This is a genomic window from uncultured Intestinimonas sp. (genome assembly GCF_944387245.1).
In the GTDB taxonomy this organism is placed as follows: Bacteria; Bacillota; Clostridia; order Oscillospirales; family Oscillospiraceae; genus Intestinimonas.
Genome location: NZ_CALXEE010000010.1, coordinates 1 through 15,412, shown reverse-complemented (window position 1 = coordinate 15,412; position 15,412 = coordinate 1). Strand labels below are relative to the sequence as shown.

Annotated in this window: 10 protein-coding genes and 1 riboswitch; of the genes, 3 read left to right on the top strand and 7 right to left on the bottom strand. The window is 54.8% G+C overall.

What is annotated here, in order from left to right; translation table 11 throughout:
* Positions 1 to 371 precede the first annotated feature (371 nt).
* Together Q0K15_RS02715 and Q0K15_RS02710 are read right to left on the bottom strand one after the other, a co-directional pair.
* A complete protein-coding gene (locus Q0K15_RS02715; RefSeq protein WP_294511785.1) occupies positions 372 to 4,178 on the bottom strand; it encodes a restriction endonuclease subunit S in 3,807 nt (1,268 codons plus the stop codon).
* Entirely contained in the window at positions 4,175 to 4,447 is a 273-nt protein-coding gene (locus Q0K15_RS02710) for a helix-turn-helix domain-containing protein (protein WP_294511783.1), read from the bottom strand. The genes Q0K15_RS02715 and Q0K15_RS02710 overlap by 4 nt, the downstream gene beginning before the upstream one ends.
* Positions 4,448 to 4,726: 279 nt before the next feature.
* Between Q0K15_RS02710 and Q0K15_RS02705 the strand changes: the two genes are divergently transcribed.
* The gene (locus Q0K15_RS02705; RefSeq protein WP_294511781.1) at positions 4,727 to 4,984 is read left to right on the top strand and encodes a hypothetical protein; all 258 of its coding nucleotides are present in this window, start codon (positions 4,727 to 4,729) and stop codon (positions 4,982 to 4,984) included.
* A gap of 3 nt (positions 4,985 to 4,987) precedes the next feature.
* On the top strand, positions 4,988 to 6,640 hold the full coding sequence (locus Q0K15_RS02700) for a DUF4368 domain-containing protein (protein WP_294511779.1): 1,653 nt from the start codon (positions 4,988 to 4,990) through the stop codon (positions 6,638 to 6,640).
* A gap of 96 nt (positions 6,641 to 6,736) precedes the next feature.
* Here the strand turns inward: Q0K15_RS02700 and ribE are convergent, their stop codons facing one another.
* From ribE to Q0K15_RS02675, 5 genes are all read right to left on the bottom strand, one after another.
* Entirely contained in the window at positions 6,737 to 7,204 is a 468-nt protein-coding gene (ribE, locus tag Q0K15_RS02695; RefSeq protein WP_294511777.1) for a 6,7-dimethyl-8-ribityllumazine synthase, read from the bottom strand.
* Between the two features lie 16 nt (positions 7,205 to 7,220).
* The gene (locus Q0K15_RS02690; protein ID WP_294511775.1) at positions 7,221 to 8,420 is read right to left on the bottom strand and encodes a bifunctional 3,4-dihydroxy-2-butanone-4-phosphate synthase/GTP cyclohydrolase II; all 1,200 of its coding nucleotides are present in this window, start codon (positions 8,418 to 8,420) and stop codon (positions 7,221 to 7,223) included.
* A 12-nt stretch (positions 8,421 to 8,432) separates the two neighbouring features.
* On the bottom strand, positions 8,433 to 9,080 hold the full coding sequence (locus tag Q0K15_RS02685) for a riboflavin synthase (RefSeq protein WP_294511837.1): 648 nt from the start codon (positions 9,078 to 9,080) through the stop codon (positions 8,433 to 8,435).
* A complete protein-coding gene (gene ribD, locus Q0K15_RS02680; protein WP_294511773.1) occupies positions 9,061 to 10,167 on the bottom strand; it encodes a bifunctional diaminohydroxyphosphoribosylaminopyrimidine deaminase/5-amino-6-(5-phosphoribosylamino)uracil reductase RibD in 1,107 nt (368 codons plus the stop codon). The genes Q0K15_RS02685 and ribD overlap by 20 nt, the downstream gene beginning before the upstream one ends.
* A gap of 177 nt (positions 10,168 to 10,344) precedes the next feature.
* Positions 10,345 to 10,458, bottom strand: a riboswitch (FMN riboswitch).
* 798 nt (positions 10,459 to 11,256) lie between these two features.
* Positions 11,257 to 11,763 (bottom strand): CarD family transcriptional regulator, encoded by a 507-nt coding sequence (locus Q0K15_RS02675; protein WP_294511770.1) that lies wholly within the window; start codon positions 11,761 to 11,763, stop codon positions 11,257 to 11,259.
* A gap of 213 nt (positions 11,764 to 11,976) precedes the next feature.
* Here Q0K15_RS02675 and Q0K15_RS02670 point away from each other — a divergent pair, with 213 nt between their 5' ends.
* Positions 11,977 to 14,826 (top strand): SEL1-like repeat protein, encoded by a 2,850-nt coding sequence (locus Q0K15_RS02670; RefSeq protein WP_294511767.1) that lies wholly within the window; start codon positions 11,977 to 11,979, stop codon positions 14,824 to 14,826.
* Positions 14,827 to 15,412: the final 586 nt, after the last annotated feature.

The window sequence follows — 15,412 nt, the reverse complement described above, 5'->3', positions numbered from 1 at the left end:
GGAACAATAGAACAGCATTTTTGCACTTCCGAGGGATATGATATTACTCGCTCTGTTTCTTCCCTTTGCAAGCCGCATAAATCAAGGCTTTTTGCCCTCCTAATTATCCACACCGGTATAGCGAATTGTTACGCAGTAGACCGCCATTTTTGAGGGCAGAAATATAAATGCTCAATTATTGTGTTTTCAAGTTTGAAAAGCCATATAGCGCAAGGCTTTATTGCTCCCTATCGCGTAACATATCATCATGTGTTGAGGACGCAATCGGTCTATCCGTTTGCGCACTTTTGATTACCAAATAGCATAGGCGGAAAAAGCCGTCAAGGACGCAAAGCGCGAAGTTTATCCTTGACGGTTTTTCACTTTTGCTATTAAAGATATTTGCTTAAAATAGTTTTTCTTTTTGTTTCAACTTCTTCCAAATCAACGTACAATTTAGATATTGCATCTTCCAATGGCTTTATTTGTACGATAACATTCTCTTGTTCATCAACGGGTGGAACTGGAATACTGAGGTTTTTAACCCGTTCAATCGAAGCTCTATAACTCCTTGAAAACTTTATTTCAGAGCCTGCGCTTTCCAATGCCTTTGATAAATACCTCGGAAGTATGTCGTTATCTTTAACTCTTAAAACGCCACAATGATCTGTTGGATAAAATGGAGTATTTTCTGGGATATAATTGACCATCCAATCTCCATCAATCCCCCAAAGAATAGATGGAACACTAAAATCAGTTATCAACAGTTTATCTATAGTTCCAAATGGTTGTAGAACATTTGCGCTAAACACAGGGATTGCCCCATCAGAAACAAGTTCGGTTTTTAAAACCCGTTTTCCAATAGATAGATCAAATTTTGACTTGTCTGATAACCGCACACGCTTCACAGCCCGTAGTTTAAGTTCGCTAAGTAAAGTTTCAATTTTTGATGAATTACGGCTTATTTTATGCTTTATTGCTGCCGCTTCTTTTTCAATAGTTTCTATCTCATCAACAATTTTATGTTGTATTTCTAAGGGAGGAATAGGTATTTTTATTTCAGCAACAGTTGATAAGGCTAATTCGATCTGTCCACTTTGCCCTGTTGCCATTTTTTCGATATTTTTAAATCCTATCGTTGCAAGCGTATACAGAGCATATTTAGGCAGAACTTTTTGTTGATTAAGCCTCAAAATCGTTATATGGCTATCAGCAACATAATCTCCCTCCAAATCAAACAAAGTCACTCTACCAGCTGTACCGACCCCTGTAGAATTAATTAGTAAATCTCCTCGCTGCAAATTTCGTTCATCAGCAGTAAAACTATCGTCAACATAGTACTTCTGGGTAAAATCAAATTCTGTATAGCCACGCGCTTGACCAGATTTAATCACTTGAGTATTTGCAGTACCATAGGTTACAGATTTTCCGCGCTGAAGCATAATGGAGCAGTTGCCCAGTCGTTCTAATGGAAACTTATTTAATCCATTCCAAATCAAGGCATAATTTTTCATATTTGGCGTTAGAGAGATGGTTTTCTCAAACTGTATGGAAGAAAAATTAATGAGGTCTACACAAGACATAATAGAAATGTTATCTTCCATACTTTCATCAACAACTGTACTATTTGTTAAGAACGCAGCGTAATTATAACTACTTGCCTTTAACGGATTGAGAACATTTTCCTCATCATAGAGTCTAGTTCCTCCGGACAACATTTTGATACCTTCATGTCCTCTCCGATTAGAAAATTCATAGCCGAGAAATTCCTTTTCAGCCTGCTTCTCGCCCACTTTAATAATAACTGTTTCTTGCATATATGTAAGCAAGAAGTATAAAATCTTTTCTTTTTCAATCTCCAAGACTTTATCATAAAACAGTTTTTTTAGTTCCGTTTCTTGTTCAGAAATGGTCTTTTCCGTAAACTGCCTTTGCGTTTGCAATTTTACGATTTCAGGTAAAGCATAAAACCAATTATGGTATTCAGTCCATATTTCTCGTGATTTAAAGATGTCATTCGCTTTTCTGTTCACAAAAGAAACATAATCTTCTAACGATATACCATCAAATACTTTCGAAACATATTTGCTAAACGCTTTTTCTATACCCAAAACGGTAGTTTCTTTTGGACGTTCAAAAAAACTGTTAATTGCATTGGCAATCTGCTTGTGATCGTTATTATGTCTGCGCTCCAAAAAGAGAATAACTGTATTTGTCCCAGTTGCCATAAAAGTGTTAGATCCCAGTTCAGTAATTCCTTTAATTTTGAAATACTTTAAAATGATCTCTCTGGCAGCTGTATATGTACCCGCGTTACTCAAAATCGAACTGGGCAGAATAATACCGGCATACCCACCGACTTTTAAGAGTTGCTCCATACGTTCAACAAACAGACATTCTATTTCGGAACTGTTATCCGTTAAGCGATTAAATAATTCGAAAGATTGTTCGCCATATTTTACAGTAGATTTGAAAGCACTTACAGAATAAGGTGGATTAGCGATCAAAATATCAAATTGTCCATTATCCTGCGGATTATCTTTTGCAACTTCTTTTAAACGTCCTTTGTATTCACGAGACAAAGAGAAGCTGTCTAAACCGTTGGCCCTAATAATGTTCGCTTCACCATCACCATTTAAGAAAGAACTTACTTTTGCGGATTTTACAAGACGATAATCTGCGTCAATCCCATACACATATTCTTTTGCCCAATCATATTTGTCATAATCACGCCAAGCACTTAGTTTTTTTCGCACAGAGGGTTTCGCTGTTTTAATATCGATTTCTTCAATAATGGATTGGACTCTATCCATATATTCGGTCAAGAAATGCCCAGTCCCACAAGCAAAATCTATTACGGCTGGTAAAATATGTGGCTCTCCAGCTTTGAGTTTATTAAGGATAAACTCTTTAATAGGTAGTGAATATACAATATAGCGGCAAATTGGTACAGGCGTAAAAAACTGTCCTGCCTCCTGCTTGATACTTGTATTTAATAATAATTCGAAGAAATCCCCTAAAAACTGTTGCTTATGTCCATAACGAAATTGATAGGGCTGTAGAAGCTCTACCACTTCACGAACTATATGGGCGTTTATTTTAAATGATTGGTCGTTATATACTTCAATAAAAGCAAACTCAGGATTTTTCTGCAATCTAAGCTTTGTAAGCATATTTTTTATTGTGTATAAAGCTGCCTTATCGCTTATATTAGCCAGTTGCTCTGTAATTTCTTCATCAGAATAATCCGTTACCTCAATTTCGAGAAAACGGTGCATGCCCTTTTTGTAGAGATCGTTTAATCTGACTTGCAGACTTTCGTCGGTATCATCTTCAAGCCATTGGAAATCAACTTGCTCATCCTCATTTTTATCTTCATCAATAATCTTGCAGATGAAAAGATTGAGGATTTTATTAAAAGCATTTGGCTTATCAGATACAACATTGTGGCGCAAAATCTCCGCAAACTGGTTAAAAATTCGGCCACTGTCATCCTTTGTAAGCGGCTGTAATCTTCCACGAACTAAAGCTTTTATTTCAATACCGTATGCGGCGGCCCACTCCTCAAAAATTCCGTTGTCTTTAAAATTTTTATTCCAATGGTCATGTATTTCTTTTACATTTGCCAATTCTATCCAGTCTGTTTCAACAGGAACAATATCATTCTTGTACTCAATTGCTCCGTCACTATATTGCGACGTATATAAACAAAGATACTGAACTGTTCTATCATTTGCAAAGTAGGAAAATAATTGAGCACCATTTTTGAGCATTTTTCGTTTCTCTTTTTTGTACTCTTCGCCCCATGTTTTGCATTCAATCATTAGAAAGGATTTTCCGTTGTTATCTGCAACCACAATGTCCAATTTCCCTTTAAGGTTTCTCCCTAAGGGGTATTTTTTCTCTAACGCGATTACTTTTGGGGCATAGCCTTTTTCAAGCAATCTATTGACACATTCCAAGACAACAAAATTCTCAGAGTTTTCAAAATTACTTGTAGTAGCATCCCCCCAAACTATCCCCTCATTTTCCGATATACTATCTTCTCTATATTCAATTTTTTCTGTATTAAAGTTAACTTTAATTATGTAATTAGTCCAATTCGGATATACCTTGTAAAAAACATTATCACGTCCATCTTCCGGAGAAAATCCAATTGCTGCTATGATTTCTTTAATCATTGAATGAGAAAGTTTCATTTTTTATTTCCTCCGTTTTCAAAAGCAGCAAGTTCTTGATTTGCTTTTTCCGTTAATGTGTATCTACCTCTTGCACTTTGTTGGACAAGATACCCATCTGCTTTTAAATCTGCAATAATACTGTTAACCTTTACCTTACTTAACTGAACAAGATCAGCTATTTCTTGCTGGGAAAGTTTTACTATGGATTTTCCTTTGATAATCACTTGGCAGCCAGCCATACAGGACAGCACTTTATATTTATCATTTCCAAAATACTCCAAACTCATATTTTACACCTCGAGCCATAATGGTTTATTTATTATACCATTATGGCTTTTACAATACAATACTTCTGCAAAAATCTCTCTCGTTGCTTTGGCAAAAACGAAAATGCGGTGTTGTATATAGCGAAAGGCAAAGCGCAACAAAAGCCACCTTTCAAACGGGATATTGAGTGAGGGAAAGTAAAAGGGTTTGGGATTTTCCCAACAAGCCAAAAAGGGCAAATGGGTACTCATTTGCTGTGCTTGTTCCCTACTCAAAACAAAGGAAAGGACGGGAAAGAAATGGAAAAGAAGCGAGAAGCAGAACACAATGATTTACTGCCGAAAAAGGGCAATCCTCTGAATGAAACCGTATGCTACAAAATCGGCGGGACAATTTTTGAAATCGAAACTTCCTGCGGCGGATCCGAACTGCTCTACGACAAGATGACGCGCCTTATCAAAGCGGAAACCGTGAAAACGCCTACTGACAAGAAAAGCAAGGAGCGTTATAATAGCGATAGCAACCTGTTTGTCGGGCGTTCATTACAGGAGGAATGAACAATGACGACAACGAAAAATTATCCCGACAACATTACCGCTTTATATGCCCGATTAAGTCAAGAGGACGCGCTTGACGGGGACAGTAACAGCATTGTCAATCAGAAGAAAATCCTTTTGAAGTATGCAGAGGACAATGACTTTCCAAATCCAACTTTTTTCATTGACGACGGCGTTTCCGGGGTAACTTTCGACAGGCCCGGCTGGAATGAGATGATAGGGCTTGCGGAAGCGGGAAAGGTCAAAACGGTTATCGTCAAGGATATGTCCCGCATGGGGCGGGATTATCTGAAAGTCGGCTACTACACCGAGAGTTTCTTTGCCGAGCGTGATATACGGTATATCGCCATCAACGACGGTGTGGATAGCGACAAGGGCGACAACGATTTTACTCCATTCCGCAACCTGTTCAACGATTTCTACGCACGCGATACCAGCAAGAAAATCCGCGCCGTTATGCGGGCAAAGGGCAACGCCGGGGAACATCTTTGCAGCAACCCGCCCTATGGGTATGTGAAAGACCCCAACGACAAGAAAAAGTGGATTGTGGACGAGGAAGCCGCCGAGGTAGTCAAGCGAATTTTCGATTTGTGCGTTGCCGGAAAAGGGCCGATGCAGATTGCAAAGGCATTGACCGCCGGTAAGGTATTGACCGTCAAAGCGTACTATGCAAAACGGGACGGGAAGCCCATGCTGGAAAACCTCTATCAATGGGACCCAAAATCTGTTGCGGGGATATTGGAACGCCCAGAATATACGGGGTGTACGGTAAACTTCAAAACCTACTCCAAGTCTCACAAACTGAAAAAGCGTCTGCAAAACGCCCCAGAGAATTACCGTATCTTCCCCGATACACAACCCGCTATCATCAACGAAAAAGTGTGGGAGCGCGTGCAGGAACTTCGGGCAAACAAACGCCGCCCCGCCAAACAAGCGGAACGGCAGGGGTTGTTCTCTGGGCTATTGTACTGTGCCGATTGCGGCAGCAAACTGCATTTTGCTACGGGTAAGAACATGACACCGGAGCAGGATTGTTACCGCTGCGCGAGGTACAAGAGCAATACGGGGGATTGCACCATGCACTTTATCCGCGAGGAAACGCTGAAACGGTTTGTGCTGCGCCGGATATTCGATGTAACCGCCATGTTTTTTGAGGACATTATGAGTTTTCAAAAAGCGGTGTATGAGCAGCGGTTTGAGGAAGCGGAAAAGACGGCAAAAAAGCGCAAGCGGGAAATCACCCAAGCCGAAAAACGGATAGCGGAACTTGACCGGATTTTCAAGCGTATCTATGAGGACGATATATCCGGCGCAATCTCTCACGAACGGTTTTTGAAGTTATCCGCCGAGTATGAAGCGGAGCAGAAAGAACTGACGGAAAAGGTTAAGACAGACCGGGAAATGATAAATGCCTACGAGCAGGACAAAGCGGATTTTGACAGTTTCGCGGCGGTTATTCGGAAGTATGTGGGGATTACCGAACTGACGCCCACGATTGTCAACGAGTTTGTGAAGAAGATTATCGTCCATGCGCCGGACAAGTCCAGCGGCCACCGGCGGCAGAAAATCCAGATTATCTGGAACTTCATCGGGGAACTGAAACAGGACGAGGACAAGCAGACCATTGAACGAGAAAGAAAAAGCAGGACAGCATAGCAATTTGCCATGCTGCCCTGCAAGATACCATTACTTCCTTATGGGTGTGCGCCTAAGCCGGTCTCCCCCTCTTTTCATATTTATATGATGAGCAGATCAGTTCTCGATCTCCCGGATGAGGTTAACCATCTCGATGGCGCTCAGGGCGCAGTCGTAGCCCTTGTTGCCGGCCTTGGTGCCGGCGCGCTCGATGGCCTGCTCGATGTTTTCGGTGGTGAGGACGCCGAAGAGGACGGGGATGCCGCTCTCCAGACCCACGGCGGCGATGCCCTTGGAGACCTCGTTGCACACGTAGTCGTAGTGGCTGGTGGAGCCCCGGATGACGGCGCCCAGGCAGATGACGGCGTCGTACTTGCCGCTCTTGGCCATCTTGGCGGCGATGAGGGGGATCTCGAAGGCGCCTGGCACCCAGGCCACGTGGATGTCCTCCTCCTGCACGTCGTGGCGGACCAGGCCGTCCATGGCGCCGCTGAGGAGCTTGGAGGTGATGAACTCATTGAACCGGGCGGCCACGATGCCCACCCGAATGCCTTTTGCGACCAGTTTTCCTTCCAGTGTCTTCATTTCGTGTGTCCTCCTTTTAATAGTGCAGGATGTGGCCCATGCGCTCCTGCTTGGTCTTGAGATAGAAGCGGTCGTAGTCGGTGGCCTCGATCTGGATGGGCACCCGCTCGGTGATCTCCATGCCGAACTCGGAGAGCTGGTAGACCTTGTCCGGGTTGTTGGTCAGAAGGCGCATGCTCTTCACACCCAGGGTGCGAAGGATCTGGGCGCCGATGTAGTACTCCCGCTGGTCCCCGGCAAAGCCCAGGGCCAGGTTGGCGTCCAGGGTGTCCATGCCCTTCTCCTGGAGCTCGTAGGCCCGGAGCTTGTTGATGAGGCCGATGCCCCGGCCCTCCTGGCGCATGTAGAGGAGGATGCCCCTCCCCTCCCGCTCGATCTGGGCCATGGCGGCAGCCAGCTGCTCGCCGCAGTCGCAGCGCAGGGAGCCGAAGGTGTCGCCGGTGAGGCACTCGGAGTGGACCCGGCAGAGCACGTTCTGCCCGTCCCCGATGTCCCCCTTCACCAGGGCCACGTGGTGCTCGCCGTTGAGACGGCTCACAAAGCCGTGGGCCACGAAATTGCCGTACTTGGTGGGCATCCTGGTCACCGCCACCTCGTCCACCAGTTGGTCGTGGCACTTGCGGTAGTTCTGGAGGTCCTTGATGGTGATGAAGGTGAGGCCGAACCGCTCCGAGAGCTCCATGAGCTCGGGGGTGCGCATCATGGTGCCGTCGTCCTTCATGACCTCGCAGCACAGGCCGCAGGCCTTCAGCCCCGCCAGGCGGCACAGGTCCACGGTGGCCTCGGTGTGGCCCTCCCGCTCCAGGACGCCGTTCTTCTTGGCCAGCAGGGGGAACATGTGCCCCGGCCGCCGGAAGTCCTCCGGCCTGGACCCCTCCTCCACGCACTTGAGGGCGGTCACCGACCGCTCCGCCGCCGAGATGCCGGTGGTGGTGGACACGTGGTCGATGGAGACGGTGAAGGCCGTCTCGTGGTTGTCGGTGTTGTACTGGACCATCTGGGGGAAGCGGAGCTTCTGGACATACTCCTCCGACATGGGCATGCAGATGAGGCCCTTGCCGTGGGTGGCCATGAAGTTGACGTTCTCGGTGGTGGCGAACTCCGCCGCGCAGATGAGGTCGCCCTCGTTCTCCCGGTCGGGGTCGTCGGTGACCAGAATGAGCTTGCCCTGCCGCAGGTCCTCCAGGGCCTGCTCGATGGTGTGGAACTGAGCCATGATCTTCTCCTCCTAAAAGCCGTACTGGGCCAGAAATTCCTTGGTGATGCCCCCCTCCGCCCTGGTTTCCGGGGCGGGGGTCAGGAGCTTTTCCACATATTTGCCGATGATGTCGTTTTCCAGGTTGACCAGGTCCCCCGGCCTTCGGTTGCGGAGGACGGTCTGGGCCACCGTGTGGGGGATGGCCGAGATGGCGAAGCTGGCTTCGTCCACCCGGGCCACCGTCAGGCTGATGCCGTCCACAGTGATGGAGCCCTTTTCCACGATGTAGCGCAGCAGGTGGGGCGGGGCCGAGACGGTGTACCACACGGCGTTGTCGTCCCGGCGGACCGACTTCACCCGGCCCACCCCATCCACGTGGCCGGAGACGATGTGGCCGCCGAAGCGCCCGCCCGCCGCCATGGCCCGCTCCAAATTGACCTCGGTGCCAGGCCGGAGCCCGGCCAGGGAGGAGCGGTCCAACGTCTCGTGCATCACGTCGGCGGTGAAGCTGCCCGCCGTCCGGCCGGTGACGGTGAGACAGATGCCGTTGACGGCGATGCTGTCCCCCAACTTGGCGTCCTCCAGCACGGTGTGGGCCCGGATGGTGAGGACGGCGGAGTGCCGCCCCCGGTCCACCGCCGTCACGGTGCCCACCTCCTCAACGATCCCCGTGAACACGGTCATCCACCTCGCTCTCCAGCAAAATGTCCTCGCCTAAGGTCTGTATCCTGGTGTTTTTGAGAGAAAAGGCCGTCTGGGGGCTGGGGACGCCCGTCCCCTCCACCGGGGACTTGGCCGTAGCGCCCCCCAGCAGCTTGGGGGCAACATAGGCGTATACCCTCTGGACCAGCCCCTGCTCCAGGAAGGACCAGTTCAGGGTGCCGCCCCCCTCCAGCAACAGGCTGTCCATCTCCAACTCCCCCAGGGCGTCCAGCAGGGCCCCCAGGTCCACCTCTCCCGCCCGCTCCGGCAGAGAGAGCACCCGGCAGCCCGCGGCCTCATAGGGGGCGTGTCTGGCCGGGTCGGTCTCGCAGGTGGCCAGGATGGTGGGGATCTCCTTTGCCGTGGTCACCACCCGGGCGGTGAGGGGGGTGCGCAGATGGCTGTCGCAGACGACCCGCACCGGGTCCCGGCCGCCGGGCAGGCGGCAGTTGAGCATGGGGTCGTCGGCGAGCACGGTGCCCACCCCCACCAGAATGCCCCGGCACCGGTGGCGCAGCCGGTGGACGTGCGCCCGGGCCGCCTCCCCGGTGATCCACTTGGCGTCCCCGGTGTAGGCGGCGATCTTGCCGTCCATGGTCATGGCGTATTTCATCACCACGTAGGGCCGCCGGGTGCGGATGTAGTGGAAGAAAAACCGGTTGAGGGCGCGGCACTCGGCCTCCAGCACCCCCACGGTCACCTCCACGCCCCGCTCTTGCAGCCGGGCGATGCCCTTGCCCCCCACCAGGGGGTTGGGGTCGGTGGTGCCCACCACCACCCGGCGGATGCCGGTCTCCAGCACGGCGTCCACGCAGGGGGGCTGCCGCCCCTGGTGGCAGCAGGGCTCCAATGTCACGTACAGGGTGGACCCGGCGGGGTCCTCCGTGCAGGCGGCCAGGGCCTCCCGTTCGGCGTGGAGCTCCCCGCAGCGGCGGTGGTAGCCCTGGCCGATGATGCGGCCGTCCTTCACGATCACTGCCCCCACCATGGGGTTGGGGCAGGTCCACCCCGCCCCCTGCTCGGCCAGCTCCAGGGCCAGGGCCATATAGTCGCGGTCTTCCATCTCGCATCCCTCCGTCGGGCAAAACAAAAGCTGCCCCGGACAGAAGGTCCAGGGCAGCGGAAAGGCGGTCAACCGACGCCCTTTTGGGGGCGCGGGCAACAAAAAAACTCTGGATGTCCAAAAACATACCAGAGCAGCCGTATGACGTGGGGGGACCTGGAGACAGGTCCTGCGTCTTCCGATCTTCTTCCATCCCGACTGTACGGTCGGCTTCGGAGTTTCACCGAATCATGCTTGCGGCTCGTGGGCTATACCACCGGTAGGGAATCTCACCCTGCCCTGAAGATCTATCCGATTTTTACGAGGCAAAGTATACGCCCCCGATCAGGCTTTGTCAAGCATAAAAATCCAGGGCTCGTGCATGGGGAACCATGCCGAAAAAACCTTCCCCCTCCCAGGGGGAAGGTGGCATTTGCGGAGCAAATGACGGATGAGGGTGGGCTGGTAAAATGGATTTCACTTTCCGTTCTATCCAACGCCCCCTCATCCGCCCCTGCGGGGCACCTTCCCCCCATTGGGGGGAAGGTTATGTTATTTGGGCAAATGCCAATCAACATACGTTTTTGGAGAAAGGAGACGATCTCAAAACCCGTTTCGCTTCCCTGCTGGAAAAAGAACGGTTTTTGGAATCCAAAGAAAAAGGGGCTCCCGTGGGGGTTGAGTGGTCCCAAATAGGAATCCGGCGGCCCGTCTTTACGCCCCCGTTGTGGACCAGCCCCGTCTGCGGTAGACTACCTCGGTGGAACAGGGACAAGCCGTGGTTCTATCCCCACTTTTTTCGCCGCCTGCGTGGGTGGGTGTCGCCGCGCGGTGGCGCTGACTGGCATTGCCGTTGCTGCGGCGCGGGTGGGGAAAACGGCGTGGTGGGTAGATCTCTGACCTTCCCCGTTCCAGGGGGAAGGTGGCGGCGTGAGCCGCCGGATGAGGGTGCGTCACTCAGGCGCATTTGTGTTTCCTTCTATCTTGCGCGCTCTCATCCGCCCCTCCGGGGCACCTTCTCCCCTGAGGGAAGAAGGTACTGTCTCTATGGGGCCCCCGCGAAAGCCCAGCGTAAGCGGGTCCATTGGGGAGAGCGACGCCTGAGCATGCTCAGGCGTCGCTCTCCCCTTCCACGGCGGTGCGGATGTAGTCGGGGACGGAGTCCAGGGGGATGCCGAGCGCGGCGGCGATCTCCCCGTGGAGGAGCTCCTGGGCGCTCTTGAGGTAGTGCTGGTCCACCGCGCCGGGGCGTTTGCCCCGGCTGACGGCCCGCTGGCCCTTCTCATAGGCTCCCTTAATGAGGCCCACCAGGGCCTGGCAGTCGTGGCTCTTGAGCACCGACACATAGTGGTCCTTGAGGGCGGTGAGACTGCGCTCGGCCAGGGGCTCGGCGGGGATTTCGGGGAACTGCGCCAGCAGGTCATGCACCTCCTCTGGCGTCATGAGGGGGCGGGAAAAGACGGGGCCGTCCACGGGGGCGTAGATGATCCCGGAGCCGTAGAGGGGCTCCAGGGTGTAGTAGAGCCGGTCCTCCCTGTCCCCCTCCAGGGGTCCCACCGCCTTCACCTGGCAGACGCCGCTGCCGCCGTAAATGATCCGATCTCCCGCCCGGTACATGCCGGTACCTCCTTTCACGCACAAAAACAGGTGAAATCAACCGTAAAAGCTCTCTTTTCTTATTTTAACACAATTTTTCACAGAGTGTAAGTAAAATTTCCAGTCCGTGGAGACAACCGGGAATGGGAAGGTCCTTGAATCCGCCGCCCCGGTGTTGTAGAATGGAACTCAAAGCGCCCTGTCATGGGCGGAAAGGACGGGTGACGGCAGAGCATGCTGGAGGAAAAGGAGAAGGGGACGCCGGAGGGGCAGGAGAACGTGGTATTCGTGAATACGGCCCTCATCTGGCGGGCTATGGAGCAGGTCCAGCGGTCTCAGGCCGATTTCCGGGCTCTGCTGGAGCAGGCCCACGAGGACCCGGCCGTGGCCTACGACGTGGGGCTGCGGTACGCCCAGGGGGACGGTGTGGACGTTGACCTGAAGGAGGCCGCCCGCTGGTTCGCCGTGGGGGCGGAGACGGGGGACCTGCGGGCGGTGGAGGCCCTGGGCCGCTGCTGCCAGGCTGGTGACGGCGTAGACTTTGATCCGGTCCGGGGGGCGGAGCTCTTCCGCCAGGCCGCCGAGGAGGGGTATCTCCCCGCGGTGTGCGACCTGGGCCTGTGCTACGAGGCGGGGGACGGCGTGGACGTCGACCCGGTCCGGGCCGCCGAGCTCTACCGCCAGGCCGCCGAGGAGGGCTATGCCCCGGCCCAGTGCAACCTGGGGGTATGCTATCTCAACGGCATCGGGGTGGAGGCCGACCCGGTCCGGGGCGCGGAGTGGCTGGGCCGGGCCGCTGAGCAGGGCTTTCCCCGTGCCCAGAGCATCCTGGGCGTGTGCCGGGAGAATGGCACCGGCGTGGAAACCGACCCGGCGGAGGCCGCCCGGCTCTACCGTCAGGCGGCGGAGCAGGGCTACGCCCCGGCCCAGTGCAACCTGGGGGTGTGCTACCTCAACGGCATCGGCGTGGAGGAGGACGAGGGCGCGGCGATAGACTGGCTGGAGCGCTCGGCGGCCCAGGAGTTCCCCCGTGCCCAGAGCATCCTGGCCGACTGTCTCCAGACGGGCCGTGGGACGGCGGAGGACCTGAAGCGGGCGGTGTCCCTCTATGCGCAGGCGGCGGAACAGGGCTACCTGCCCGCGGTGTGCGACCTGGGCCTGTGCTACGAGAGCGGCACCGGGGTGGACCGGGACCCGGTCCGGGCGGTGGAGCTCTACCGCCGGGCGGCGGAGGGGGGCTATGCCCCTGCCCAGTGCAATTTGGCTGTGTGCTGCCTCAGCGCCATCGGGATGGACCGGGACGAGAAAGCGGGCGTGGTGTGGCTGGAGCGGGCGGCGGAGCAGGAGTTCCCCCGCGCTCAGAGCATTCTGGCCGACTGCCTCCAGGCGGGCCGCGGGACGGAGCGGGACCTGGAGCGGGCGGCGGTCCTCTATGGGCAGGCGGCGGAGCAGGGGTACTTGCCCGCCATCTGCGACCTGGGCCTTTGCTACGAGGTGGGCGAGGGTGTGCCCGAGGACAAGGCCAAGGGGGCGGCGCTCTACCTCCAGGCCGCCGAGGGGGGCTATCCCCGGGCCCAGTGCAACCTGGGCTTTTGCTGCCTCCACGGCATCGGCGTGGAGCAGGACGGTGCCCGGGCGGTACAGTGGCTGGAGCGGGCGGCAGAGCAGAACTTTCCCCGGGCCTTTGATCTGCTGGGGGACTGCGCCGCCGACGGCATCGGCATGGAGAAGGACCCGGCCAAAGCGGTGGAATACTACCGCCGTGGGGCGGAGCTGGACTATCCGCCGGCCATGGTGAGCCTGGGCCTGTGCTACGAGAATGGCCGTGGGGTGGAGGCCGACCCGGCCCGTGCCCTGGAGCTCTACTGCCAGGCGGGCGAGCGGGGCGAGCCGGCGGGGGCCTGCAACGCGGGCTACTGCTATCTCACGGGCATTGGCACCGATGTCGACCCGTCCAAGGCCATCCCCTGGCTGGAGAAGTCGGCAGAGCGGGACTTCCCCCGCGCCCTGGACATCCTGGGGGACTGCTGCTGGAACGGCCAGGGCGTGGCGCAGAGCGACCAGCAGGCGGTGGCGTATTACCGCCGTGGGGCGGAGCAGGGCTACGCCCCCTCCCTGGCCAGCCTGGGCCTGTGCTACGAGCTGGGCCGTGGGGTGCCCGAGGACAAGGAGAAGGCGGTGGAGCTCTACCGGCGCTCCGCCGAACAGGGCTACGCCTATGCCCAGTGCAACCTGGGCTTCTGTTATCTCCACGGCATCGGGGTGGAGCCCGACGCCGCCCAGGCGGTCCACTGGCTGGAGCAGGCGGCGGAGCAGGGCCATCCCCGTGCCCTGTACCTGCTGGGGAACTGCTGCCTGGACGGCGAGGGGACGGAGCAGAACGACCAGCGGGCGGCGGAGTGCTACCGCGGTGGCGCGAATCGGGACTATCCCCCCGCCATGGCCAGCCTGGGCTACTGCTATGAGACGGGCCGGGGCATATCCAAGGACGAGTACAGGGCGGTGACGTTCTACCGGCGGGCGGCGGAGCGGGGACACGCCTACGCCCAGTGCCAGCTGGGCCGCTGCCTCCTCTACGGCGTCGGTCTGCCCCAGGACCCGGACGAGGGGGAGGCCTGGCTGAGGAAGGCCGCCGACCAGGGTCACAACGAGGCCCGGTATCACCTGGGCCGGTGCCTGCTGCTGGGGGAGCGGCTCAGAAAGGACCCGAAGGAGGGGGAGACCCTTCTGCGGGCGGCGGCGGAGGACGGCTATACCCAGGCCCAGTTCCTTTTGGGCAGCAAATATCTGGAGGGAGACCGGCTGCGCCGGGATGAGCGGCTGGCGGCGGAGTTTCTAAACCGGGCCGCCGAGCGGGACCATGCCGGCGGGCTCTATCTGCTGGGCCGGTGCTATGCCGAGGGCCGGGGGGTGGCCAAGGACCTCCTGCGGGCGGAGGAGCTCTACTGCCGTGCCGCCGAGCTGGGCGACCGGGACGCCGCCCAGGCTTTGAAGGAGCTCCGGGCCGCCACCGCCCGGAAGCCCGAGGAGCCCCCCAAAAAGGGCGGTTTCCTGGGCCTGCTGAAGAAATTCAAGGGAAAATAAACCCATGAAGAGGGGGGCGCTGTCATGCGTCCCCCTCTTCCGTTCTAACCATTGGGCGGCCTGCGGCCGCCCGCCAAACCACGCCGCAATTTCCACCCACGCAGGCGGCGAAAAAATGTTGGATAGGACCACAGCCTTTCCCTGTTCCACCGGCGGAGTCACCTGTGGACGGTGCTGGTGCACAATGGGGGCGTAAAGCCGGGCCGCCGGATTCCTATTTGGAGCCACCTAACCCCCTTGGGAAGCCGCTTTTTCTTTGGATTCCAAAAACCGTTCTTTTTCCAGCAGGGAAGCGAAACGGGTTTTGAAAGCGTCTCCCCCGTCCTTTCATGTATGGTGATCGGCATTTGCTTTACAAACATGACCTTCCCCCCTTAGGGGGGAAGGTGCCCCGCAGGGGCGGATGAGGGGCGTTGGATAGGACGAAAAAGGAAATCTATTTTACCGACCCACCCTCATCCGTCATTTGCTTCGCAAATGCCACCTTCCCCCTGAAAGGGGGAAGGTTTATTGTATACAGAAAACCACTCGCTGGGCGAGTGGTTCCAAAAAGCCTACGGCGATGAGGGTGAAAGAAAAACTCCCT